We start from the raw sequence: 23,139 nt of genomic DNA on the forward strand, positions 1-23,139 counted from the left end.
GTCGAGCAGCCCTTCCGTGGCCGAGCCCCCCTCTTGCCGCGGCGGAGGCCGCTGTTCGCCTCCATGGCGCTGGCCTCGCTGATCGTCGCGGCGATCGGCGGCATGGGTGTGGTGCGGGATGGCTTTCCGGCACGCTTCGCGCCGAGCCAGATGCAGGCGCAGTATCTGGAGACGGCGGCGAGCAGTCCGTTTCGTGAGGCGTGCCATACCGCAGGACCAGACTATCGATCACCCAGGGAAGCCTGCCATCTGTTCGGCTTGCCACCGAAGGTCGTCGTCCTCGGAAACAGCCACGGGGTCGAACTCTCCTATGCCCTGGCCGAAGCGCTGCGCCCCCTTGGCATCGGGGTCGAGCAGCAAACGATTTCCGGTTGTCCCCCGGCCTTTGGGGCCCCCTCTGACCCTGACTATTGCCGGCCTTGGACAGAAGAAGCGGTTGCGTCCATTCTGGCAGACCCGGCCATCACGCATGTGGTGGTGAGCTATAGCGTTGCAACATGGGTGGGGGGGGATCACCCCGTCGAGGAGGCGGCGATCACGGATGCGCTCGGTGCGATCCTCGATCGGTTGGCGAGCGCCAAGCATGTTATCTACGTCACGCAGATGCCAACCTTGCCAAGCGACATTCACAAGATCATCACCTATTCGGGTGCCGGCGACGCCACCATCCTTCCCGGCCGATCACGGCAGGAATGGATGGCCCGCAGGGCGGTCTTCGACAAGGTGATGGCACCCAATCTGGCGAGGCATGTGGTTCTGGACACAACGCCGCTTGTCTGTGACGACACGACCTGCTTCGCCGGAAAGGATGGGTTGTCGTTCTACTTCGACAGTCACCATATGTCCGTCGCAGGGGCCGGGATCGTGGCGAAAGCGATCTTGCCGCTGCTTGGAGTGGAGGCTGTGACGGGGCATGAGTGGTAGCCGGAACTTCCGCTTCGCGGGCTCGCGCCTGAACGGAAGAGCGTCACGGAGCCTCGAAGATCAGGATATGCCAATGATGGGATGATAGGGTGCAAATCTCGGAAATCATTTTGTAATTGATATCTACTGGCTCCATAAAAGGTTGTGAATTGTTGCATCGAGTCTGACCGGCGGGAACTGGCCCCCCCTTAAGGGCGGCCACCCTGATACATGACCCTTATCCCCTCGCCCGAGCCGCCCCGAACCGCCGCCGCATCTCGAGCGCTGGCGCTTCGATGAGATGCCAGGACAGGACGGCGCAGATCAGGGTCAGCGGCAGGGCGAGGGCGATGTTCAGCCCCGGGCCCATCGGCCCCCAGAGCCAGATGACCAGGCCCTGTAGCGGGAAGGCATAGACATAGATCCCGTAGCTGTAATCGCCGATGCGGTTGTAGCCGAGGATCGCGCCGCGCGGGATGAAGGCCAGCCAGAAGGTGCCGTAACCGATCGCCAGAGCCAGGACCGGCGGGAAGGCGGTCGTGCCATGGGCAAGCCAGGTCAGGAGCGCCAGAGCCGCCAGGATCGGCAGCGACAGGGGCATGCGGTCGCGGATGGCATAGAAGGTCGTCCCGATCGCGAAGGGCAGCGAGAGGCGGTGCAGGCTGTCGAGTTTCGGATGAAGGTCGAGGCCCGCGAAGTGATAGGCTGCCCAGGCGAGGTAGAAGCCCGCAAGGAAGACGAACAGCCGCCGCCGGTCGCGGAAGGCCCCGGCGATGCCGATCAGGAAGATGCCCCCATAGCAGGCCACTTCATAGAACAGGGTCCAGATCGAGCCTTCGACCGCCGGATAGGGATTGGTCTCGAACACGCCGGGAAGCTCGTAGGCCGGCGAGACGAGAAGCATGTTCTTCGGCACGAATTCCAGGAACTCCCGGTCGCGGAAATACTCTGCCAGCGGCAGCGAGGTGACGGCCGGCCCCATCACCAGCGCGACGAGCAGGAGCGAGACCAGAAGGCCCGGAAACAGGCGCAGGCCACGGGCGGCGACGAATTGCGCAAGGCTTTCCGACCGGGCGAAGCTCGCTGCGATCAGGTAGCCCGAGATCACGAAGAAGACGTCGACCGCCAGCGAGCCGAGCGACTTGCCGAAGAACCCCTCCAGCGGCTCGGCTGCTCCCGGTCCGAGGCTGAGCGGATAGGCATGCGACACCAGCACCGCCGTCGCGGCGAGCGCCCGGATGAGGTTGAGGTTGTTGTCACGCCCGCGGGCCACCTCGGCCAGTTTCGGGTTACGCACTGCTGCCAGCAAGGTGGTCCTGCTCCTGTCCTGCGCGTTCAATCCCACTTCAAGCACGGACTGCTGAAGCAGCAGAAAGACTATATCTGTAAGCCTAGTATGATCGGTGGTGGTGCCAAAAATTTGTCCAAGAGGGTGTGTATATGCCGCGCAGAGAGGAGCGCAAGCATCGTCATGTCAGGCTATCAGACGGACGTTGCCCCCTTGGTATTGGCGTGTCATTCTGCGGCGCGGCATGAGCCTGCCCATCGACTTGGGGTGTAAGGCAATAACACTCTGACGACAATTTGCGACGAACTGACTGGACGATCATATGTCGATGAATGTGTTCTGGGATCTTCAGAATGTCCCGAGGGAAGCACCTGCGCTCATCGTCCCGGGACATCCAGCCGTCAGCTATGGAATGCTGGCGACATTGGCAGAAGACTGGAAGAAACAACTTTTGGAAATGGCTGCCGGTCGGCGGCCAATAGTGGCACTCGAATTCTCAACGAGGGTAGAAGCAGTTGCCGCCTATCTGGGGGCATTGCAAGCGGAGTTGCCGGTGCTCGCCCTTGAGCCGGGGCAACTGGCTACCAGTTCTGCACTTCAGCATCGCTGGCAGCCAGAAATACGTATAGCCGAGCACCTAGGAACGCTGGTCGCCAGCGAAAACGCCGCGCCCGCTGTGGCGGCTGATCCGCACCCAGACTTACGCCTTCTCCTGTCTACCTCTGGCAGCACGGGTGATCCGAAGCTCGTCAGACTTTCGGCGCGGAACATCGACAGCAATGCGCGATCGATTGCCGAGTATCTAGCTATAACCGTAACTGATCGGGCAATGACGACATTGCCCATGTTCTATTCCTACGGCCTTTCCGTTCTGAATTCCTATCTAGCGTCAGGGGCGGCTCTGATCCTTACCGAGCGATCTGTGGTTGATCCGGCCTTCTGGAGGGAGTTCAGCCACCACGATGCTACAAGCCTAGCTCTGGTGCCACACCAGTTTGATCTCCTTGATCGCAATGGCTTCTCAGAGAGAGATTTGCCTAAGCTGCGCTATATTACACAAGCTGGCGGAAAGCTTCCGACCGAGACTGTGCGCCGCTTTCACGCGATGGGCATCAAGGCGGGCTGGGACCTTGTTCTGATGTATGGTCAGACCGAAGCCGCCCCCCGCATTTCCTATGTTCCACCAGAAGCGCTGCCCGGCGCCGCCGACACAATTGGGCGTGCTATCCCGGGAGGTCACCTGAGGCTGGAAGATGAGGCCGGGGTAGAAATCACCCGCCCCGGCATTCCCGGCGAACTCATCTATGAAGGGCCCAACGTGATGATGGGCTATGCCGAAACACGAGAGGATCTTGCTCGCAATCCGGAAGTTGATCAGCTCCGAACTGGCGACATCGCAGAGCTCACAAATGCTGGCCTTTTTCGCATTGTTGGACGGCTCAAACGCTTCGTGAAGTTATTCGGACTGAGACTTAGCCTAGACCAAATCGAAGCCTTCTTGTGTGACAGTGGTATCCCTGCGCATGCAGTTACTGTCGACGACAACCTTGTGATTCTACACGAGAAAAATGGACAAGGCACGGCAGCTCGAGAAGCTGTGGCCGCCAAATACGAACTGCCGCTAGCTGTGATCCATACAGGATACCTGAAGGAGCCACCTTTACTCACATCGGGAAAAACCGACCACAAGACACTCCGACTAATCGCATCAGAGGTATTGGCTGAAGCTGGAAATCAAAAGCAAGCGCAGAAAGGTGAAACCATTGCCGAGGCGCTAAGGGCAGCAACACGCAGCCCGGCAGTCACCCCAAAGGACAGCTTCGCGACCCTCGGTGGTGACTCGCTCAGTTATCTGCAGATGCAGATGGCGCTAGAGCATCGGCTTGGCCACGCACCGAACGGCTGGGAGACCATGAGTCTTGAACAACTTGAGGCTCTTGATCCCATCAGCCCTTCGTCAGCGCAGCGGACACCCATCGGCATCGATGTTGTGCTAAGGCTTCTCGCAATCTGTCTGGTGGTTGGCCAGCATGCAACAGACTATCCGCTTTACGGTGGAGTATGGATGCTAATCGCTATAATGGGCTATTCCGCAGCTCGCTTCCAATTTCACTTGATCATAGAGGGCAAAGCACTGCGTCTTGCATGGAGGATGCTATACCCCATCGTTCCGTTATACTTCATGTTGCTACTGGCCTATGGAATGTTTCGCAAAGAGGTGCCGAACAGCAGCATCCTACTATATGGAAACTATGAACTTTGGCCAAAAGGATCATTACTGACTGTCTACTGGTTTGTAAGCCTTTATGTTCAGATTGTTGCAATACTAATGCTAACCTCCCTAATAGGGCCTATTCGAAGGGAATTGGGGAGGTCACCATGGCGAATGGCTATGCTTGCAATGCTACCGCTTCTTGCTCTCACATCCGCTCTCACCTTGCTACCTGGCATGATTGACAAAGATAATATTGCGATTTTCCCATTGTTGCATTACCCAACTCGCGGCCTGGTGGAATGTCTGCCAATCTTCGTCATTGGTTGGATGATACAAAAGGCGAAAGGAAATCTGCAAACAGCAATCACATGCATTTTAGCCATAACAACTTTGCTTATCTTTACAAAAATCTCAGATGGAACTGCCCCTGCATTATTTCTAACCTTAACAGTAATACTGTTAGCAATAAATCCAACAGTAGAGATTCCAATAGGTTGGTCTCGAAAAATTCAGCAGCTTGCAGGAGTAACGCTTTTCGTCTATCTCTTGCACGAAGTAGTTATATATAGCCTCGATGGACTGAAAATGCCGCAGCCTATAAGAATGATTTTTGCAATTATATTATCATTCATTGCTGCGCTTGCCTCTAAAAAGATCTTCGAGTGTGTTGACCGCGGTGCGACGAGGCTTGTTACAGGAGTGCTAGGACGGCGCAGTCTCCGGTCAGACAGCCGGTTCTCGGGTATGAGGTGAAGTCCTGGCTGCAAGCAGTGCGTTCCAAAGGTGAGGTCAGGAATGAAAGAAGACCCAACGTCGAAGCACTGGCTGCAGCAGTAATGCGATTGGCAGACATAACAGGACGATAGCGGCAGCTGAGAACCAGATCGCTATCTGTTTGGCGATTTCATCTGAAGGTTGAGGCAGAGCAGAAGCAACGCGCACCAAGTAGATGTGCAAGGCAAAGATAGTCAACGTATTGAACGAAATGCTCCGCGCTAGGCGGGTGGCCGGAATCTGCGCAGCAAGAGACATGGTTGCAACCGATCCAGAGAGCGCTGCGAGAAGAAAGAGTAGACCATTCTTGCCAAATTCCGCTCCATTTATGTTTGTAGGGCCATTTAGGATGGAGATTCCGACAAGAAGTAAAATGGTTACGATGGAGGTTGCTATAGCTGCGCGCGGCGCTTCAACAAAGGACGCTAGCGATTCGTAGTGCTGGCGAAACTGATATCCAAAAAATATCATGGCGCTTCCTGTGCCGGCGATCTCGATGTCCCAAGGTAACCTAGGTCCGTGATAGAGAAAAGCCACGGAAGCGTAAGCAAGGATTACTACCCAGCCAAAGATAGTTCCTAAGCGTGACGATATGTAGACCGCTAACCAAGTTCCTATCATTGAAGATACTAGGTAAGGGAAATACCACAGTGGTTGGTTCTGATGCACAAGTCCATTCTTCTGTCCTGCCACCCCATAAAATGAGCCCCAAACCGCTGGCAAGGGAGATATCAGGCTACGATGGGCCACGATAGAGCCAACCCACCAAATCGTAATAGCTATTAAGCTAAAAAATACGTAGGCGCGCAGGTATGGTCCAATCCAGCGTCTGAGGAGGCCCTGAATGCCGATAAAGCGGAAATCATTTGGCAGAAGGAAACCCGTAATGAAGAGAAAAGCTGGAACATGAAATGCATAGATAATGCTCTTGCCGTAGATTGGACCATAGACGTAATGAAAATGGCCAAGAACAACCAAGAAAATCAGTATGGCCTTTGCGTTGTCTATCCATGTAATTCGTTGCATTTTTGTTCCGAGCATGGTCTTGGATGTGACGATAGAAGTTGTCTCGATGCGGATAATTTTGGTTTGGTCTTGACAGAGCATGATTTGTCTTATGTCCACAATGGTCAAGGCTTCGAACCTCGATGATCTATCCTGCCGCTTTCGTCACTGCTGTCATTCCCGCCTTCAACCGGGCGCCCTCGATCCGCGCGGCGGTGGAAAGCGTGCTGGGGCAGACCTTCCGCGATTTCGAGCTGATCGTCGTGGATGACGGGTCTTCGGACGGCACGGCCGAGGCGCTGGCGGGGATCACCGATCCGCGCTTCCGGCTGGTTGTCCATCCGCAGAACCGCGGGGTCAGCGCCGCCCGCAACACCGGCATCCGCGAGGCCCGGGGCAGATGGGTCGCCTTTCAGGACAGCGACGACGAATGGCTGCCCGAGAAGCTGGAAAAGCAGATGGCGCGCATTGCCGCCGCGGGGCCGGATTGCGTCGGCGCCTATTGCGGCATGGTCATCGTCGGAACTGCCGAGGCGGGCAGCGCGGGCGGGTCGGAACGCTACCATCCGGGGCCGGAAGTCGGTCCGCGCGAGGGCGATATCCTCGATACGCTTCTGGGCGAGAGCCTCATCAGCACCCAGACGCTGGTGGCCCGGCGCGACCTGCTGGAACAGGTGGGCGGCTTCGACGAAAGCCTGCCGGCGCTGGTCGACTGGGACTGCGTACTGCGGCTGGCCCGGCTTGGTCCCTTCGCCTTCGTCGACGAGCCGCTGGTGCGGCAGTATTTCTCGGACAACAGCATCACGAAGTCGCGGCAGAAGCGCGCCTTCGCCCGCGAGCGGGTGGTGGCCAAGAACCTCGACCTGCTGAAGGAGCGGCCTGCCCTGCTGTCCCGACATTACCGCTCGATCGCCGGCGAGCGGCGCCGGCTGGGCGACATTACGGGCGCGCGGGCGGCGCTGGCCGAGGCGCGGAAGCTCTCTCCCTTCGATGCCAGGCTCTGGCTGCTGTCGGCCTGGCTGGCGGGACAGGGATTGTTCGCACGGACGGCATGATCCTAGGAAACTGCCTATATTGGCGACATTGTCGGGATAATCAAATCTGACGGAAGCTATTAACTTCCTATTAAGCAACACCGTGCGAAGTCTTGAGGAGGTCGAACCGACCCCTGTCGTGACTGGTTCCGGGTTGTCAGATGCAGAAGCCGTCCTTCGACATTCTCACGATCTGCTTCTCGGGTGAAATCGACCTGTTGCGCCTGCAGGCCCGGTCGCTTGCCGCCTTCTTCCCGCCGGATCTGGTCAACCGCATCCTTGTCGTGGTGAACGATGCGGATGAGGCGGCCTGCTTGCGGGCAATCGAGGCGCTGCGCCCCGAATACGGCCCTCATGCCGACAGGCTTTGCCTCCTGCGCCCGGCCGATCTGCTCACCACCCGGGCGCGCGGGATCGACCGTCTGCACCAGATCGCCTTGCGCCTGCCGGGGCGACGGCGGGAGGGCGGGTGGAAAGGCAATCGCGGCTGGGTCGTGCAGCAGGCGCTGAAGCTGGCGGCGGCGCGGGCCGTCACGGCACCCATGGTGCTGATCCTCGATGCCAAGAACCATTTCCTCAAACCGGTCGTCGTGGCGGATCTGGTCGCGGCCGATGGTCGCCCGCGGTCGCGGCTGCAGCGGCACGAGGGTGAGGAGCGCTGGCGCTGGATCCGCGCTTCTTACGCCGCGCTTGGTCTGACGCCGCCAGTGCAGGGAACACTCCTGCCCCCGACGGTCACGCCCTGCGTGCTGCCGGCGGACATGTTCCGCCAGGTGCTGGCCGCGATCGAGGCACGGGTCGGGCCGGTCGAGCTGTTCTTCCTCAAGCGGCGCAGCGCTGCGACCGAATTCTTCCTGATCCACGCCGCGGCCGAGCATTTCATCGCGCCGAGAGAGGCACTTTTCGCCGAAGGGCTCTTCGCCTCGGGCACGATTTTCCGTTCGACCCCGGCCGCAGAGGTCGACCGCCTGCTGGCCCGGGCCGAGGCGGGGGAAGAGACGATGCTCGGCGTTCATCGTGCCCGCATCCGCGGGTTGCCCCCCGGGCAGGCCGCCCGGCTCGAGGCGGTATGGCACAAGGCGGGGCTGTTGAAGCCCGGCGAGAGGTTCCGCGATATCTTCCCGGTGCCGGATCCCGCGCCCGAGGATCAGGAGCGGTTCCAGGCCCCCGAAAGCCTTGCAGGGTCGCCGCCCATCACCAGCCAGGCCATCCTGCCCGCCCGGTAAAGCCGGATCCGGGCCAGGCCGAGGAAGGCGCGCCAGCGGTTGCCGGCGCCCGAGACCCTATCCGAGGCCAGCACCTTCGGCAGTTCCGCTAGGATCGAGGGCGCCATGGCCAAAGTCTTGATCAGGAAACGCAATCTGCCGCGCGGCTGTTCGCGGGCCTCGGCGAAGTCATGGCCCATATGCCGGTCCCATTTCTTGGTCAGCTGGGCGAAGTCGCTGCGCGCCGGGTGGAAGATGCGCATTTCGGGCACATAGCGGATGCGATAGCCAAGGGCGGTGGCCCGCTGGCCCCAGTCGCGATCCTCGGCGATCTTGATGCCGGCAAAGGGGCCGACCGCCTGCAGCACGGGCGGGCGCAGCGCCAGGTTGCAGGTCACGGTGAATCCCATGTCGCGAATGTAGCGCTCGATCTGGTAGCCGAAGATGCTTTCATAGGCCTCGACCTCGGTCATATGCGCGGGGTCGGCCACACCGACCCGCACGTCGCCGCCGGCGATCTGCACCGTGGGATCGTAAAAGGTCTCGGCCACGGCGGCGACCCAACCACGATCGGCGACGCAATCGGCATCGATGAAGGCGATGACATCGCCGCTGCTGACCGCAGCGCCAAGGTTGCGCGCCGGCCCCGGGCCGGGCGTGCGCTCCTGAAGTAGCTTCGTGCCCGGAAAGGCGGCGCAGACCGCCTCGGGCATCTCGCCGGACCCGTTATCGACGACGGTCACCTCGTCGGGGCGGCGTGTCCCCTCCCAGACCGAGCGCAGGCAGCGCTCCAGCGCGGCGGGCTGGTTCAGATGCGGGATGACGACCGAGATCCGCATGGGTTCAGACATGCCCCATTCGCCATTCGGCGCGCCGGTCCCAGATCTCGCCCCAGACCCGGGCCTGTTCCCCTGCCCCCTTGCGCAGGCCGAGCCGCGACATCAGCGCGAAGGCGCGGCTGCGCACCGCGGGCTGCAGCGCGAAGAGCGCCGAGGCGATCGGGCGTTGCCAGGCCGGGAAGTGGCGCTGGATCAGGTCATGCTTGGCGCGCAGGAGCCGCACCATCTTGTCGCTGCGGACCTGCTGCGAGGCGCCGTTGTAATGGATGATGACCGCCTCGGGCGTGACGCGGGGCTTGGCGCCGATCTGCGCCTCGGCCCGCAGGCAGAGGTCGGCCTCTTCCCCATACATGAAGAAGACCGGATCGAAGCCGCCAAGCGCGTCCCAGTCGGCGCGCGAGATCAGGAAGAGGCAGCCCGTCACGATATCGACCTGCCGCTCGGTCGAGCGGTCCCAGCCGCCATAGCCTTCGGGGTTGAAGAAGGGCGTGTTGCGGAACACGGCGCTCAGCCCGGTCGTGCCGCAGATCACCGACCAGAGTGTCATCCGCCGCCAACAGGAGGCGGCGTTGAGGCTGCCATCGGCAAAGACGGTGCGCCCGCCCCAGATGCGGGCCTCCGGGGTCTTTCGCGCGAAGGCGAGGAGCTTGTCCAGCGCCCCGTCCAGCACCACGGTGTCGGGGTTCAGGAGCAGCAGATATTCGCCCTTCGCGTGTGTCGCGGCGATGTTGTTGGCCTTGGCAAAACCGTGGTTCACCTGCTCTGCCAGAAGCATGACATCGGGAAATTCGGCGGCGATCGCGGCGGCAGAGCCATCGGAAGAGGCGTTGTCGAGGACGATCAGTTCATGGGGAACCGAGGTCTGTTCCCTGACCGAGCGCAGGCAGTCCAGCGTCATCTCGCGGGTGTTGTAGCTGATGACGAGGATCGAAACGACCGGGCGGACAGGCGGGGAAACCGGCATCGGGATGGGGTCGGGCTGTGGCATCGCGTGCATTCCAGATCGAGTTGCCGCAACGCAGCAAAACCTCTCGCATCCCCCTTAATCTCCTTACGGGAAAGCGACTTTCAGATCAAGTCACCACGCTTCTGGCGGCAGGTGGCCCCCCCCGCGCCGGGCGCCGAATCAACAGGTCGTGATCGGCGAGAAACGGCGTGCCCCTGGCGGGAAAAGGGAAGTGGTCCTTCTCGCCCGTCATGGAAGGTCTCGAAAAAACGTCAGAAAATTTCTGCCGCATTTCTGCCGCATTGTTTACGCAGCCGCGACAAAATCTGCTGGGGGAGCGCGATAATTCGTCCACGGCTACAGACACAACCTGTGGTGGTGGTGCGCGGGGCTGGAGGCACATCTTTGCTGTGCTGCAGAATGCGCCTTCGAAATGCCGTTTTCTGTTAGGACTGATGGCGACAATATGTTAAGAATGAGGCGGGACCCGAGCTTCGGGATAACCAGGCCAACGCAACCATTTGGAACAGTGTGAACAACATGGGAATGATTAAATCGATCGCTCTTGCCGCGGGCATCAGTGCAGTTGCGGCGCTTGGCGCCCAGGCTGCGACCGTCACCATCGATAGCTCGCCGGACATCGCCAGCCTCAAATCTGGCTCGCTCAGCCTGCCGGGCGGCACCTCCGTCGTCTCGGCGCCCTATCTGGGCTACGGCGTCATCAAGTCGGACTCCGACCCGAAGGTCGGCGGCTCGGTTGCAAAGTCGCCCTATGGCGATGACACGACCGGCTACTGGTTCGTCGAAGGCCGTGAGAACGACGAGGACTATCCGGTCAACTCGCCGGCCATCCTGGCGTTCAAGTCGATCCGCACCGCCTTCAGCATGCTCTGGGGTTCGCCGGACGTCTATAACGACCTCGTTCTGACCCTGGGCGGTGTCGAAGTGCTGCGCATCAACGGCAGCACGCTTGGCGGCACCGCGAGCGGTTCGGTCACCACCGAAGGCCCGACCTCGTGGATCTCGATCACCGGCGTGAAGTTCGACGGCGTGCAGTTCTCCTCGCAGGTCGATCCCTTCGATCGCAACGCCTTCGAATTCGGCAACATCGCCGCGGTTCCGGTTCCGGCCGCTGGCCTGATGCTGCTCGCTGGTCTGGGCGGTCTGGCTGCCGTGCGTCGTCGCAAGGCCTGATCCTTCCGGATCTCGACAAAAGCGAAGGGCCGGGATTTTCCCGGCCCTTTTGCTTTTCTGCCCTCCGGCGATGCGAGAGGGTCTCTCCCGCAGCCTGTCGGTGGTCAGTAGGAATAGGCGTCGTAGCTCTGGTGCTTGTCGAGATAGCGGCACTTGTTCAGCACCACGCCCAGGACATTGGTCTGCGCCGCCAGTTCGCGCTCGCAATGATCGACCTCGGCGATCGATGTCGCCCCTGCTGCCGCAACGATCAGCACGCAATCCACCCGCCGGGCAAAAGCCATCACGTCATCGCCCACCTGTGTCGGCGGCAGATCGACGATCAGCAGGTCGGGGGCATAGCGCCGCTCGATCTCGGCCAAAGTGGTTTCAGCCGTCGGCGCGTGCAAGAGTTCGGCCGAGTTCCGCACCGCGGCATGGTTGGTGGCGATCGCCAGGTTGAGGCCGCGCACCCGGGCCAGATGATCTGCCACATCCGCCCCGCCGTCGAGCGTCTTGGAGAACTGGTGGCGGGTCTGCAGCTCGAGCGTCCGCTCCATCGACGGGCGGCGCAGGTCAAGCTCGACCACCACGGTGCGCAGTTCCGGCTGGCGGGCCAGGCTGAAGGCCAGGTTGAGGCACATCATCGTCTTGCCGCAGGCCGGGTCGGGTGAGGTGATCGCCAGGCGTTTCCACCCCTGGGCGCGCATCTGCTGAAGCACCCGCGTGCGGATGACGTCGAAGGCCGTCGCGGCCGGGCCGGGAATGTTGGTCACGATCCGGTGCTTGGCCAGCACCTTGGACGGGATCACTACTTCCGAGAGGGCGTCCCAGGCGGCAGGGGCCGTCCCGGTCGCGGCTGCGGGAGATGGGCTGCCGGGCTGGGTCGCGGCTTGCGGCGCGGCGGCGGTTCCGGGAACCTTGCCCTCGCGGGCGGCGCGGGCCTTGCTGATGGCGGACTGGATGCGTTCCATCTTCTGTCTCCTTCCTCAGGTTGCCGAGCCGAGCGTGGCCACAAAGCCCGCCATGCCGGACTTGTCCATCAGTCTCGCGATCAGCAGATCGAGCGGCAGATAGAAGACATGGATCGCATAAAGCGTTGCGGGAATGCCGATGAGCCCCAGCAGCAATCCGAGCGAGATGACCGTGCGCCGGACCGTCGTCTCGCGCGCGGTGCGGATATAGGGCACGGCGCCGAAGGGCTGGATGCCGAGACGCGAAGACAGGTCGCTCGGTCGCTGGATCGAGCGGTTGAGCAGTTCGAGCAGCAGCACGACCGCCAGGCCGAGGCCCATGCCCGCGCCGACAGAGGCCGCGGCGATCAGCGGCCGGTTCGGACTGGTCGGGGCTCCCGGCACGGTCGCCTGTTCGATCACGGTGATCCGCTGGCCTTTCGACATGGCCTCGATCCGGTCGCCGGTCGCGGCCGTTGCCTGGCGTTCGAGCGCCTGGCTGTATTGCAGCTGGATCGACTTGTAGTCGCGGTCAAGCACGTCAAGCGCGATGGCATTGGCCGGCGTCGCGTCGATCGAGGTCTTGAGCTGTTCGAGTTCGGCCTCGATCTGCTTCTTCTGCTCGACCTTCGCGGCAATCTGCGTGTCGAGGTCCGAGAGCTGGATATCGAAAGCCGAGGGTTGCCCCTCGCCCTGCGTCGCCCCCATCTGCTGGGCGACCACGCCTTCAAGCTGGGTGATCTGTGCCTGCAGCACCTTGATCTTGGGGTTCGCCGGCGCATAGACCAGAAGCGCGGTGGCGAGCTGGCGCTGAAGATCCTGCAGCTTCTTCTCCTCGGGGCTCCGCGGCTCGTTGCTCACCTCGCCGACCTGGCCAGTCCGGTTGAAAAGATCGATCAGCTTTGAGCGCCGTTCGTTCAGGTCGGTCAGGTCGCGGTCAAGCTGCGTCAGCCGCTCCTGCTGGGAATCCTGGCGGGCACGGCGGTAGGACAGGCTGTCGGGCAGCGCGTCCTTGTTGGCGAGCTTGAACTCGAGGATCTTCTGGCTCTGCCGGGCCATGTCCTCGTTCAGCCGGGCGACCTCCTGGTCGAAGAATTCCAGTGTCTGGCCCGAGGCCTGGCTGCGCATCGCCACGCTGGCCTGCAGGATCTGGGTGACGATGTCATTCGTCACCTCCGCCGACATCTGCGCCGAGGCCGCCGAGAAGGAGATCGTCACGAAACTGCCCGACCGCTTGACCAGGATGCGGTTGCGCATGTCCGTCACGATCTGGTCGGGGGTCATGCCGGGCATGTTCTTGTAGATGTTGAGCCGGCGCGCCATGTCGAGCAGGTTGGCTCGGGTCGAGAGCTGTTGCTGCACGATCTTGAGCGTCTCGCTTACCTTCGCCGAAACGGTGGAGGCCGCCAGTTCGCCGGGGATCTGCGGGCTTTCGACCAGAAGCGTCGCCTGCGCCTCGTAGGAGGGTGGCAGGATATAGGCCAGCGTGATGCCGATGGCCGAAACCGCTACCGCGATGATCGCGAAATAATGGATGCGCCGGAGGAAGCGCGAGAAGTAGAACTTGAGATCGAAATTCATTCCGCCTGTCTCTCTATTCGCCGGGCCCCTCCCCCGAAGAAGACCCCGTCGTCCAGCACCCGCTGGACCGTTACTCGCATGACACGCTTGTTATTGCCGGTAAAGGCGTAGACCAGCGCAAGATCGCAGAGCTGGTTCACAAGTCGCGGAACCCCGCCCGTTGCCTGATAAATCAGCTCGCTCGCCGCCATAGAGAAGAGCGCCGTCTTGGCGCCGGCCACCTTCAGACGGTGGGCGATGTAATGGCGCACCGTCGCCTCGTCCATCGCGTTGAGGTGGAAATGGGCCGAAACCCGCTGAGCGAACTGCGTCATGTCGGGCCGGAGCACGATGTCGCGCAATTCCGGCTGACCGACGAGCAGAAGCTGCAGGAGCTCATCCTTGTTGGTGTTGATGTTGGTGAACATCCGTAGTTCTTCGAGCGCCGAGCGGTTGAGGTTCTGCGCCTCGTCGAAGATCAGGAGCACCCTGCGCCCTTGGGCATATTCCTCGATCAGCCGCGCCTGGAACTGCGCGAAGAGATCGACATAGGAGGTGTTCGGATCGGCGGGCCAGCCGAGCGCCATCAGCACCCACCGCAGAAGCTCACCCCGGTCGCCCTGGGCGTTCGAGACGAGGCCCACCTTGATATCCTCGCCGAGCGAGCGCAGCAGGTATTGCAGGAGCGTGGTCTTGCCCGCACCGACCTCGCCGGTGATGAGGGTGATCGGTGCCTTGGTCAGAAGCCCATATTCCAGCATCGTGTAGGTCCAGCGATGCATGGGCGACCAGAACATGAAGTCAGGATCGGGCTGAAGCGAAAACGGCCGTTCCCTGAGCCCGAAATGCTCATTGTAGATATCGAGGGAACTGCCCATCTCGCGCGCGCCAAGCCTGCCTTCTTTGCCTGCCATGAACTTCTACCGATCTATCATGTCCGAAAGTGGTTCAGGGCAGGGCAATGCAGGTTGCAATATCGTCTTTTTGCGAGGGAAGGCACCCTCCAAATTCTTCAAGCCGGCGTCCAGGCCCCCGAACGGGGAAAAGGAACCGCCTCCCGACAGGATCGGGAGGCGGCGATTGTCAGTTGGTCAGCGCCATCGCGGCCGTTGCTTCGCTGCCCGAGACCTGGGCGCTGCCCGTCTCGTAGGCTCCGCGATCCGGGCCATCTCCGGCAGGGCGCTTGTAGTTGCGCAGGTCAACCGGCGGGGCAAAACTCTCATTCCCCGTATCGATGAAGCCACTGTCAGGTTTGGGGCGGTAATCGAACTTTGTAATATCTGTCAGCACTTTTGACGGAGAGACGATGACAGAGTTGTCTGAGACAACCTTGTTGACAATGCCGGTGACGGTCGAAACCTTCATCGCGATATTGTTAACTATCGTCACATCGCGCGAAAGTGCCCCATCTTTCCTATGGGCAACCCTGATCCATGGATAGCCTACCTTTGCACCGTCAGTGTTGACGACCGTGTTGTTGACAATAGTCACGCCGCGGCCGCCAACGATAGCGATGCCATGATAGGCTGTCGATGAGATCACGTTGTTAACGATGCTAATGTTGTCATACCAGCCGTCGAAGAAACCGATACCCTGCAGGCGGCATCTATTGGCGCTCTCGACCGGGTTCGACCATTCGATGATAGCGTTGCCCTCGATCACCAAGTTCTTCACAGGCTTGCCACCCTGCGACCAGGATTGCATCCCGTCCGGATGGTTGGCGTTGATCCGGACGCAGTCGGTGATAAGGTTGCCGCGCACGACAGTGTCGTCGCCCAGGACACGCAGGCCATCCATCGAGAAACCGCGGATCTGGTTGTTCTCGAAGACATCGCCGTCTTGCAGCAGCACGGCCGCAAATCCCAGGCCCATGAAGGACGAGTTGCGGATCGTGACATTGGAGCCGAAGCGGGTCTGGACACCCTTGATGTTCCGGTTGGCCCAAGTATCGGAATCCCAGGTGGGATAGTCTGCGGCATCCTCGGCGCTTCTGACATCCATGCCGTCAATGATGATCTGGGATGACTCGCTCACGCTGATCCTGGTCGCTCCGGCCGTATCGGGATTGCTCGGCCACAGGCTCAGGTTCTGGAGGATGAGGTTCTGGCTCCCGTTCGTGACACGGATCCACTCAAGCCGGGCCTTCTTGCCGTTCTGCGAGCGGATGGTGATCGGCGTGGCGGGGGCCTCGGCTGAGATTTCCCAGCCGTCGTAATCCCCGTCCATTAGCAGGATCGTATCCCCGGCCTGGGCCTTGGACATGGCCGCGTCCGGAGTGGAGAACGGGCAGCTCTTCGCTCCGGTCGGCGAAGCGCAAGGCGTCGCATCGCGGGGGGCAACATAGTAGGTAGCGGCGAGAGAGGGCGCACCGGCCGACAGGATCAGCCCGGTCGCAAGCAGGTAGGGACGAAGGCGCATCAAGAAACTCCTAGGACAGCGGGACCCGCGAGAGCCGCGGGATTGTTTCCGCTTCAAGACATCAATCCCGCAAGGCTAGCGCGTGGCAGGTTTGCGACATTTCGGGGGCCATGGCCTCTTGTGTGAACCAGTTTCCGTCTCGGGCAAAAGCTGTCGCCAATCTAGCATCGATTCGAGCCCGCCGACACCCGAACTCGGCAGTCTTAACAGCAGGTTGATTAAGATCATCCCACCGTTGCGGACAAAAAAACCCTGGCTTCATAATTACCGCGAAACTGGAAACAATCATTCGTGATTTGCGGTCAGCCATTGCTTGTTTTGGCCGCGAGTCCCTGTCGCGACCCGGAATGTTTACGGGATTTTCATTGCGATTCCGGCTAAAGAAGTGTTAAGTCGAAATCTGATGCTGCGCCCTTTCAACATCCAGGACGAACGCAATTCCTCAACGCTGCATCGCTTGCAAACTTCTGATTACACAAGAATTTTCTCGAACGAGTGCGAGACAGTTGAATGACGGCTCATTATCCTGACCTTGTCGAGCAGGTGCAGTCGGTCCGTGTTCCGGGCCTTACGACGCATCCCGGCACACGGCGGGGGATTTATCGCGGTGGTCTCAAGCGCGGCTTTGATGTCCTCGCGGTGCTCGCCACCTCTTTCATCACCCTCCCCCTGATCCTTCTGATGGCCATCTGCGTTGCGCTGGATGGCCATTCGCCCTTCTACGCGCAAAAGCGCGTGGGCCAGGGCGGGCGCGTCTTCACCATGTGGAAGCTGCGCAGCATGGTTCCCGGCGCCGATGCCAAGCTCGAGGCGCATCTGGCTGCCGATCCTGCGGCCCGCGCCGAATGGGATCACAGCCAGAAGCTCAAGAAGGACCCGCGCATCACCCGGATTGGCCGGATCATGCGCAAATGCTCGGCCGACGAGCTGCCGCAGCTCTGGAACGTGCTGAAGGGCGACATGAGCCTTGTCGGCCCGCGTCCGATGCTGCCGGAACAGGCGCCGCTCTATCCGGGACAGGCCTATTACGCCCTGCGTCCGGGCATCACCGGCATCTGGCAGGTTTCGGCACGCAACGAGTCTTCCTTCGCGGACCGGGCGCGTTTCGATGCGACCTATGACCGCAAGCTGTCGCTCGGAACCGATCTTGGCCTCCTCTTCGCCACCGTCCGGGTGGTGCTGCGCGGAACCGGCCACTAACGCGTGATCGGCCGCAGGGGACGGAGCTGTTGCTCCGGCGGCTGAGCATGCGCATGATAAGAGCGACCTCCTCAAGGAAGAGTATTCCCCTTTGCGTCCCCTGCCCTTCATCAAGCCGCTTCTTCTCGCCTCCCTTCTTGCCCTTTCGGCCTGCGACAGCGCCGAGGAGCGTGCCGAGAAATACTACCAGTCAGGGATGGCGCTGCTCGAGGCCGGCGATGTCGACCGCGCCCTCGTCGAATTCCGCAACGTCTTCAAGTTGAACGGCCAGCACAAGGAGGCGCGGCTGGCCTATGCCCGCATCCAGCGCGAGCGTGGGCAGCTGCAGGATTCCTACAGCCAGTATCTGCGGCTGATCGAACAATATCCCGACACCCTCGAGGCCCGGCTCGCCTTGGCCGAGATGGCGGTCGAGAATGGCCAGTGGGACGAGGCCGAACGTCATGGCCGTGCGGCGGAAAAACTCGATCCCGCCAATATCGAGACGCGCGGCGTCGTCGCCGCCCTCAACTACCGCAAGGCGCTGCTCGACAAGAACGATGCCGATGCCAAGGCGGCCGAGGAACAGGCCCAGGCGGTGCTGGCCGAGAACCCCAATGACCTGATCGCGCGGCGGGTGGTGATCGACTACCTGACCAACCATCAGGACGATGCCGGCGCCCTGGCCCAGATCGACGCAGCGCTGGCGATCACGCCCGACCGGCTTGATCTCAACATGCAGAAGCTCCGGCTCCTGGCCCTGGCCCAGGATCAGGACGGCATCGGGGCACAGCTGAAATCGATGTATGAGGACTTTCCCGACAACGAGGATGTCCGCAAGCTGCTGATCGCCTGGTATATCCAGCAGGGCGACAATGCCGGGGCAGAAGCGATCCTGCGCCAGCAGGCCGAGAAGAAGCCCGAGGATACGGCTGGCTGGATCACGCTTGTCCAGTTCCTGCGCCAGACCGGCGGCACCGATGCGGCCAAGGCCGAGCTGAACCGCCTGATCGCGCTCAACGACCCCAACCAGCGCCTCTACCGCGCGAGCCTCGCCACGCTCGATTTCGAGGCGGGCGGCGATCAGGCCGCCGCCATCGCCGAGATGGAGACGCTGCTGAAGGATGCGCCCTCCTCCGACCAGACCCGCAACATGAAGCTGGCGCTCGCCCAGATGCTGGTCACCACCGGAAATACCGTGGGCGCGCGCGCGCGCGTGGAAGAGGTGCTGACCGACGATCCCACCAATGTCGAGGCGCTGAAGATGCGCGCCGTCTGGCTCATCGAGGATGACAAGCCGGGCGATGCGATCCTGACGCTCCGCACCGCACTTGACCAGAGCCCGCGCGACCCCGAGATCCTGACGCTGATGGGCCAGGCCCATGAACGCGACGGCAGCCGCGAACTGGCCGGCGAACGCTATGCGCTCGCGGTCGAGGTGTCGGGCGGCGGCGTGCAGGAAAGCCTGCGCTATGCCAATTTCCTCATCGCCGACAACCGGCTCGATCCGGCCGCGGCCACGCTCGAGGACTCACTCCGGATCAATCCGGGCAATGTCGGCCTTCTGGTGCTTCTGGCCGATATCCGCATGCGCCAGAGCGACTGGCCCCGCGCCTCGACCCTGATCGGCCAGCTTCGCGCGATCGGCACGCCCGAGGCGAACAAGGCCGCCGACAATCTCGAGGCCGGCCTGATGCTGCGCCAGGAAAAGACCGACGAGACGATCGGCTTCCTTCAGGGGTTGATCGACAGCGGCAAGGCCGACAACGCCGCCGTGGCGACCATCGTCCAGACCAAGGTGCGCGGCGGCGATCTTCAGGCGGCGCGCGACTATCTCGACCAGCAGCTTGCCAAAACGCCGGACGATGCGCAGCTCCAGCTTCTGAATGCCGGGCTCTACGTGCTCGAGAACAAGCCCGACGATGCCATTGCCGCCTATCAGGCGCTGATCGCGAAATTTCCGCAAGCCGATCAGCCGGTGCGCGGGCTCTATGCGCTCCTGATGTGGCAGGGCAAGACCGACGAGGCTTCGGCCGCGCTCGACAGCGCCCTTGCCGCCAACCCGGACTCGGCCACGCTTCAGGTGATGAAGGCCGGAGAGCTGGAAAAGGCCAATGACATCCCCGGCGCGATCGCGATCTACGAGGCGCTCTATGCCAAGGATTCCAGCAACACGGTGCTGGCCAACAACCTTGCCAGCCTGATCGCCTCCTACAATGACGATCCGCAAAGCCTCGAGCGTGCCTATGCCATCGCCCGGCGTCTGCGCGGTCTGCAGGTTCCGGCCTTCCAGGACACCTATGGCTGGATCGAATACCGCCGCGGCAATTACGAAGAAGCGCTCAGCAGTCTCGAGCCCGCCGCCAAGGGCCTGCCGCAGGACGCGCTGACCCAGTATCATCTCGGCATGGCCTATCTTGCGCTGAAGCGGCCCGAGGATGCGAAACGGCAATTCGAGCTGGCGCTCCAGCTCGCCGGCAACAGCCCGCAGCCGCAATTCGCCGATGCCAAGGCCCAGTTGGAAAAGCTCTCCTCGGGCGCGGCGATCCAGGGCGGGTCGGGGTCGACCAGCCCCTGACGGCCATACCCGTCAGTCGGGCAGCCCACGCTGCCCGGCGAGTTTCTTCAGGATCACCCAGCCCAGGTCGCGGGCATTGCCCTCCTGCCCGAGCCACCGTTTGAGCCGCGGCCAGTCGCGCTTGCGCAGTGTGGTCCAGCCATAGATGCGGTTCTGCCGCAGCGCCTGCGACTGGCGCGCGGCCAGCAGGCCTTCGATCTCGGGTGTCAGTTCCCCGGTCGCCCGCAACTCTTCGGCCAGTCCCGCGTTTTGCCGGGCAATCGCCCGGTAATCGACATTGGTAACGCTGCCCGGCGAATAGGCGCCGCTGATCGCGCCGATGCGGGTCGAGAAGATGTAATGCGCCTCGCGCAGCAGGCCGAAACCCACGCCCCGGCGCAGAAGCTCGACGTAAAGCCGGTGATCCTCACCATGACGGATGCCTTCGGGATAGCGCAGCAGCCCGCGCTCGGCGAGCGAGCGGTGATAGACCGGTTTCATCAGCCCGAGGTCGAGACCCGTCTCGGGATCGGGACGCAAAAGGTCGCTCAAAGTCAGGCGCGACAGGCTGCCCGAGGCCGGAAGCTGCTCGGGCGCCGCCTGATCCGCCGCCAGATCGTAAAGCACCGGCAGGTCGGCCACGGCCTCGAACCCCTCGGCCTCCGCCACCGCGATCATCCGGGCAAGCCGGCCGGGGGCGAAGGCATCGTCGGCATCGAGCACCGCGATCCACGCGCCTTGCGCCGCGGCGATCCCGGCATTGCGCGACCGCGCCGGCCCTGAATTGCGCGCGTTGCGCAGCACACGGACCTGCGGATGCACTCGCGCCAGCCCCTCGGCCACCGCCACCGTGTTATCGGTCGAGCAATCGTCGACGATCAGGACCTCGACCGCACCAACCCCCTGCCCCGCCAGCGCCGACTCCACGGCACGCGCCAGGAAAGGCGCAGCATTCCAGGCGGCGATCACGACTGAAACCTGCGGGCGCTCCGTCATGCCACAGCCTTTCCGATCACCGCGAGGATCTCCGCCTCCAGCTCCGCCGCCATCCGGGCCGTGTCGAAGCGCGCGGCCAGCCGCCGGGCCCCCTCGCCCAGACGCGCCCGCTCGGCCGGATCGGTCGCGAGCCGCCGCATCAGCGCCGCCTGCGTCGCGACATCGCCTTGCGGAAAGAGGAACCCGTTCACCCCCTCCTCGATCTGGTCGACGAGCCCGCCCGAGGCGCTGGCGAGCAGCGGCAGGCCCGCCGCCCCGGCTTCGGTCAGCGTGACGCCGAACCCCTCGACCCAGCCCCCCACCTCGCGCGAGTGCTGGAGATAGACCTGCGCGGCGGAAAGTTCCCTGGCGATCGCTTCCGGATCCAGCCGTCCGGTCAGGCGGATGCGATCCGCATGGGGGCTGGCGGCGGCCGCAGCGGCAATAGAGTCATACTCCGGCCCGAAGCCGATCAGCACCAGTTCCGCCTGCGGGAATTCCCCGGCGATCGTCTCGAAGGCGGCAAGGCTTTCGCGCATCCCCTTCTCGGCCGACATCCGCCCGACCGAGATGAAGCGCAAGGGCCCTCCCGTCGCCTGCACCGGCATCGGTCCGGCGGCGAAAAGCTCCAGCGGCGCGCCGCAGGGAATGACGCGGGTCCGCGCCGGAAGCCCGAGCGGGCGCAGCCGGTCGACCTGGTGCTGTCCGACCGCGATCAGCGCCTGCGACCGGGCCAGCACCTGCGCCAGGGCCTTTCGATAGGCGGGCGAGGCCATCAGCGCCGAGACATCCCGCCCATGGACATGCAGGATCAGCGGCATCCCCGGCGGCAGGGCCGGGGCCACGGCAATCGCCGTCCAGGCGAAATGGCAGAGCACCGCCTGCACCCCCGCCGCCTCGATCGCGCCCCTCGTCATGGTGATCTGCGCCGCAGACGGGCGTTCGGCGCGGGCCAGGCCGAGTTTCCGCATGATCCGTTGGGAAAGGCTTTTTTCCGACCCCGGCTGGCCGGGGATCATCCGCGTCTCAACCCCCGGCGGGGCCTGCCACCCGGCTTCCGTGCGCCAGCCCATCAGCACCGGCGTGATCTGGCGGAAAGCTTGCACCTGCCGGGCGATCCAGACCTCCGACGGTATCCCGAGGACCGGCGCGATCACCGCGACACGGGGGCCAACGATACGGGGAGCCTTCATGCCCCCCACAGCCGCACCTTGCGTTCAAGACCCAGGACCGAGGCCAGAGCCCGGTGCCTGAGCGTGCCGCGATGCCGGATCGGACCCATCCGCGCCAGCACGTCGAGCGCCGCCTGCCCGGTCTCCTGCCAGCCGCGGGCAAAGGCCATCCGCGCGGTGCGATACAGCGCATGCTCCAGGCTTTGGCGATGCGCGGCAAAGGGCGTGCCCTCGGTCATCGCCACAAGGCGGGCCAGCGTCTCGACATAGTTGCGCTCCTTCGCCTCCGACTTCGACCAGGAGAGGCTGTCATTGTTCTGCACGTAATAGATGCCATAGCCGCGCGGGTTATGGGCCAGCCGCGCCCGGTTCAGGAAGGCGCGCATGACCAGATCGCCGTCCTGCTGCAGCTTCACCCGTTCGTCCCAGCCCCCGATCCGCTCGACAAAACTGCGCCGCCACAGGATGGCCGAGGGGTTGACCTGGATCCCGAGCAACCAATTGGCGAATAAATATTCACAATCCAGATGTTCGGCCAATGAATCCCGCACCTCGAGGATGCGGGTCGCGTTGCGCTGGATCATCGCGGTAAAGACGATGTCCGCCCCTGTCGCCTCGGCGATACCTGCGCCTGCGGCCAGATGGTCGCCCGCGATCTCGTCATCAGCATCGAGGAACAGCACGAACTCGGCCGAGCTTACGCGCATGCCGCGGTTGCGGGCAAGGCAGGCCCCGCCGTTCTGGCCGGTCAGGACAGTGATACGATCGCCGAAGGCTTGCGCGGCAGCGACGCTGCCATCGGACGAGCCGTCATCGACGACGATGACCTCGGCCGTGAGGCCGGGCTGGGCCAGCACGCTGTCAATCGTGCGCGGCAGCGTCGCCTCGGCATTGTAGCAGGGGATGACGACCGCGACCCGGTTCTGGCTGTCCCTGTCCATGG

Annotated in this window: 18 protein-coding genes; 7 read left to right on the plus strand and 11 right to left on the minus strand. The window is 62.6% G+C overall.

The features are described from left to right. Nucleotides 1-924: SGNH hydrolase domain-containing protein (locus L0V05_RS19905; RefSeq protein ID WP_264757844.1), on the plus strand; the 924-nt coding region annotated here is incomplete at its 5' end. A 217-nt stretch (nt 925-1,141) separates the two neighbouring features. Here the strand turns inward: L0V05_RS19905 and L0V05_RS19910 are convergent. Next, a complete protein-coding gene (locus L0V05_RS19910) occupies nt 1,142-2,212 on the minus strand; it encodes an acyltransferase family protein (protein ID WP_234873252.1) in 1,071 nt (356 codons plus the stop codon). Between the two features lie 301 nt (nt 2,213-2,513). On the opposite strand from L0V05_RS19910, the gene L0V05_RS19915 reads away from it, so the two are divergent. Further along, complete coding sequence (locus tag L0V05_RS19915) at nt 2,514-5,159, plus strand: AMP-binding protein (RefSeq protein WP_234873253.1); 2,646 nt, start codon at nt 2,514-2,516, stop codon at nt 5,157-5,159. A 36-nt stretch (nt 5,160-5,195) separates the two neighbouring features. On the opposite strand, the gene L0V05_RS19920 is transcribed toward L0V05_RS19915, so the two are convergent. Beyond that, nucleotides 5,196-6,305 carry an acyltransferase family protein gene (locus tag L0V05_RS19920; RefSeq protein WP_234873293.1) on the minus strand — a complete coding sequence of 370 codons (1,110 nt, stop codon included), beginning with the start codon at nt 6,303-6,305 and terminating at the stop codon, nt 5,196-5,198. A 23-nt stretch (nt 6,306-6,328) separates the two neighbouring features. Between L0V05_RS19920 and L0V05_RS19925 the strand changes: the two genes are divergently transcribed. Next, nucleotides 6,329-7,240, plus strand: coding sequence for a glycosyltransferase family 2 protein (locus L0V05_RS19925; RefSeq protein ID WP_234873254.1), 912 nt, complete (start codon nt 6,329-6,331; stop codon nt 7,238-7,240). Between the two features lie 140 nt (nt 7,241-7,380). Next, nucleotides 7,381-8,445 (plus strand): DUF6492 family protein, encoded by a 1,065-nt coding sequence (locus L0V05_RS19930; protein WP_234873255.1) that lies wholly within the window; start codon nt 7,381-7,383, stop codon nt 8,443-8,445. On the opposite strand, the gene L0V05_RS19935 is transcribed toward L0V05_RS19930, so the two are convergent. Next, nucleotides 8,367-9,275 carry a glycosyltransferase family 2 protein gene (locus L0V05_RS19935; RefSeq protein ID WP_234873256.1) on the minus strand — a complete coding sequence of 303 codons (909 nt, stop codon included), beginning with the start codon at nt 9,273-9,275 and terminating at the stop codon, nt 8,367-8,369. The genes L0V05_RS19930 and L0V05_RS19935 overlap by 79 nt on opposite strands. Further along, the gene (locus tag L0V05_RS19940) at nt 9,268-10,260 is read right to left on the minus strand and encodes a glycosyltransferase family 2 protein (protein WP_234873257.1); all 993 of its coding nucleotides are present in this window, start codon (nt 10,258-10,260) and stop codon (nt 9,268-9,270) included. The genes L0V05_RS19935 and L0V05_RS19940 overlap by 8 nt, the downstream gene beginning before the upstream one ends. A gap of 489 nt (nt 10,261-10,749) precedes the next feature. Between L0V05_RS19940 and L0V05_RS19945 the strand changes: the two genes are divergently transcribed. Further along, nucleotides 10,750-11,403, plus strand: a complete 654-nt coding sequence (locus L0V05_RS19945; protein ID WP_234873258.1) for a VPLPA-CTERM sorting domain-containing protein — start codon at nt 10,750-10,752, stop codon at nt 11,401-11,403. 104 nt (nt 11,404-11,507) lie between these two features. On the opposite strand, the gene L0V05_RS19950 is transcribed toward L0V05_RS19945, so the two are convergent. The 4 genes from L0V05_RS19950 to L0V05_RS19965 form a co-directional block, all read right to left on the minus strand. Beyond that, on the minus strand, nt 11,508-12,356 hold the full coding sequence (locus L0V05_RS19950) for a CpsD/CapB family tyrosine-protein kinase (protein ID WP_264757845.1): 849 nt from the start codon (nt 12,354-12,356) through the stop codon (nt 11,508-11,510). A 15-nt stretch (nt 12,357-12,371) separates the two neighbouring features. Then, on the minus strand, nt 12,372-13,916 hold the full coding sequence (locus L0V05_RS19955; protein WP_234873259.1) for a GumC family protein: 1,545 nt from the start codon (nt 13,914-13,916) through the stop codon (nt 12,372-12,374). Continuing rightward, nucleotides 13,913-14,809 carry an ExeA family protein gene (locus tag L0V05_RS19960; protein WP_234873260.1) on the minus strand — a complete coding sequence of 299 codons (897 nt, stop codon included), beginning with the start codon at nt 14,807-14,809 and terminating at the stop codon, nt 13,913-13,915. The genes L0V05_RS19955 and L0V05_RS19960 overlap by 4 nt, the downstream gene beginning before the upstream one ends. A gap of 169 nt (nt 14,810-14,978) precedes the next feature. Further along, nucleotides 14,979-16,313 carry a right-handed parallel beta-helix repeat-containing protein gene (locus L0V05_RS19965; protein ID WP_234873261.1) on the minus strand — a complete coding sequence of 445 codons (1,335 nt, stop codon included), beginning with the start codon at nt 16,311-16,313 and terminating at the stop codon, nt 14,979-14,981. Nucleotides 16,314-16,823: 510 nt separating this feature from the next. Between L0V05_RS19965 and L0V05_RS19970 the strand changes: the two genes are divergently transcribed. Both L0V05_RS19970 and L0V05_RS19975 read left to right on the plus strand, forming a co-directional pair. Then, nucleotides 16,824-17,513 carry a sugar transferase gene (locus L0V05_RS19970; protein WP_234873262.1) on the plus strand — a complete coding sequence of 230 codons (690 nt, stop codon included), beginning with the start codon at nt 16,824-16,826 and terminating at the stop codon, nt 17,511-17,513. A 91-nt stretch (nt 17,514-17,604) separates the two neighbouring features. Then, nucleotides 17,605-20,070 carry a tetratricopeptide repeat protein gene (locus tag L0V05_RS19975; protein WP_234873263.1) on the plus strand — a complete coding sequence of 822 codons (2,466 nt, stop codon included), beginning with the start codon at nt 17,605-17,607 and terminating at the stop codon, nt 20,068-20,070. Nucleotides 20,071-20,082: 12 nt separating this feature from the next. Here the strand turns inward: L0V05_RS19975 and L0V05_RS19980 are convergent, their stop codons facing one another. Genes L0V05_RS19980 through L0V05_RS19990 form a run of 3 tightly spaced genes read right to left on the minus strand, consistent with a single transcriptional unit; the run spans nt 20,083 to nt 23,137 of the window. Beyond that, nucleotides 20,083-21,045 (minus strand): glycosyltransferase family 2 protein, encoded by a 963-nt coding sequence (locus tag L0V05_RS19980; protein ID WP_234873264.1) that lies wholly within the window; start codon nt 21,043-21,045, stop codon nt 20,083-20,085. After that, nucleotides 21,042-22,217 carry a glycosyltransferase family 4 protein gene (locus L0V05_RS19985; RefSeq protein WP_234873265.1) on the minus strand — a complete coding sequence of 392 codons (1,176 nt, stop codon included), beginning with the start codon at nt 22,215-22,217 and terminating at the stop codon, nt 21,042-21,044. Before L0V05_RS19985 ends, L0V05_RS19980 begins: the two co-directional genes overlap by 4 nt. After that, nucleotides 22,214-23,137, minus strand: coding sequence for a glycosyltransferase family 2 protein (locus L0V05_RS19990; protein WP_234873266.1), 924 nt, complete (start codon nt 23,135-23,137; stop codon nt 22,214-22,216). Before L0V05_RS19990 ends, L0V05_RS19985 begins: the two co-directional genes overlap by 4 nt. Between the last annotated feature and the right edge of the window lie 2 nt (nt 23,138-23,139).

Source organism: Alitabrizicola rongguiensis (assembly GCF_021491355.1).
GTDB classification, from domain to species: domain Bacteria; phylum Pseudomonadota; class Alphaproteobacteria; order Rhodobacterales; family Rhodobacteraceae; genus Aliitabrizicola; species Aliitabrizicola rongguiensis.

What these genes read in the sequence shown, in the direction of transcription:
- L0V05_RS19915 (WP_234873253.1), top strand. Translation starts at nt 2,514, where the DNA reads ATGTCGATGAATGTGTTCTGGGATCTTCAGAATGTCCCGAGGGAAGCA.
- L0V05_RS19925 (WP_234873254.1), top strand. Translation starts at nt 6,329, where the DNA reads ATGATCTATCCTGCCGCTTTCGTCACTGCTGTCATTCCCGCCTTCAAC.
- L0V05_RS19930 (WP_234873255.1), top strand. Translation starts at nt 7,381, where the DNA reads ATGCAGAAGCCGTCCTTCGACATTCTCACGATCTGCTTCTCGGGTGAA.
- L0V05_RS19935 (WP_234873256.1), bottom strand. Translation starts at nt 9,275, where the DNA reads ATGTCTGAACCCATGCGGATCTCGGTCGTCATCCCGCATCTGAACCAG.
- L0V05_RS19940 (WP_234873257.1), bottom strand. Translation starts at nt 10,260, where the DNA reads ATGCACGCGATGCCACAGCCCGACCCCATCCCGATGCCGGTTTCCCCG.
- L0V05_RS19945 (WP_234873258.1), top strand. Translation starts at nt 10,750, where the DNA reads ATGGGAATGATTAAATCGATCGCTCTTGCCGCGGGCATCAGTGCAGTT.
- L0V05_RS19950 (WP_264757845.1), bottom strand. Translation starts at nt 12,356, where the DNA reads ATGGAACGCATCCAGTCCGCCATCAGCAAGGCCCGCGCCGCCCGCGAG.
- L0V05_RS19955 (WP_234873259.1), bottom strand. Translation starts at nt 13,916, where the DNA reads ATGAATTTCGATCTCAAGTTCTACTTCTCGCGCTTCCTCCGGCGCATC.
- L0V05_RS19960 (WP_234873260.1), bottom strand. Translation starts at nt 14,809, where the DNA reads ATGGCAGGCAAAGAAGGCAGGCTTGGCGCGCGCGAGATGGGCAGTTCC.
- L0V05_RS19965 (WP_234873261.1), bottom strand. Translation starts at nt 16,313, where the DNA reads ATGCGCCTTCGTCCCTACCTGCTTGCGACCGGGCTGATCCTGTCGGCC.
- L0V05_RS19970 (WP_234873262.1), top strand. Translation starts at nt 16,824, where the DNA reads ATGACGGCTCATTATCCTGACCTTGTCGAGCAGGTGCAGTCGGTCCGT.
- L0V05_RS19980 (WP_234873264.1), bottom strand. Translation starts at nt 21,045, where the DNA reads ATGACGGAGCGCCCGCAGGTTTCAGTCGTGATCGCCGCCTGGAATGCT.
- L0V05_RS19985 (WP_234873265.1), bottom strand. Translation starts at nt 22,217, where the DNA reads ATGAAGGCTCCCCGTATCGTTGGCCCCCGTGTCGCGGTGATCGCGCCG.
- L0V05_RS19990 (WP_234873266.1), bottom strand. Translation starts at nt 23,137, where the DNA reads ATGGACAGGGACAGCCAGAACCGGGTCGCGGTCGTCATCCCCTGCTAC.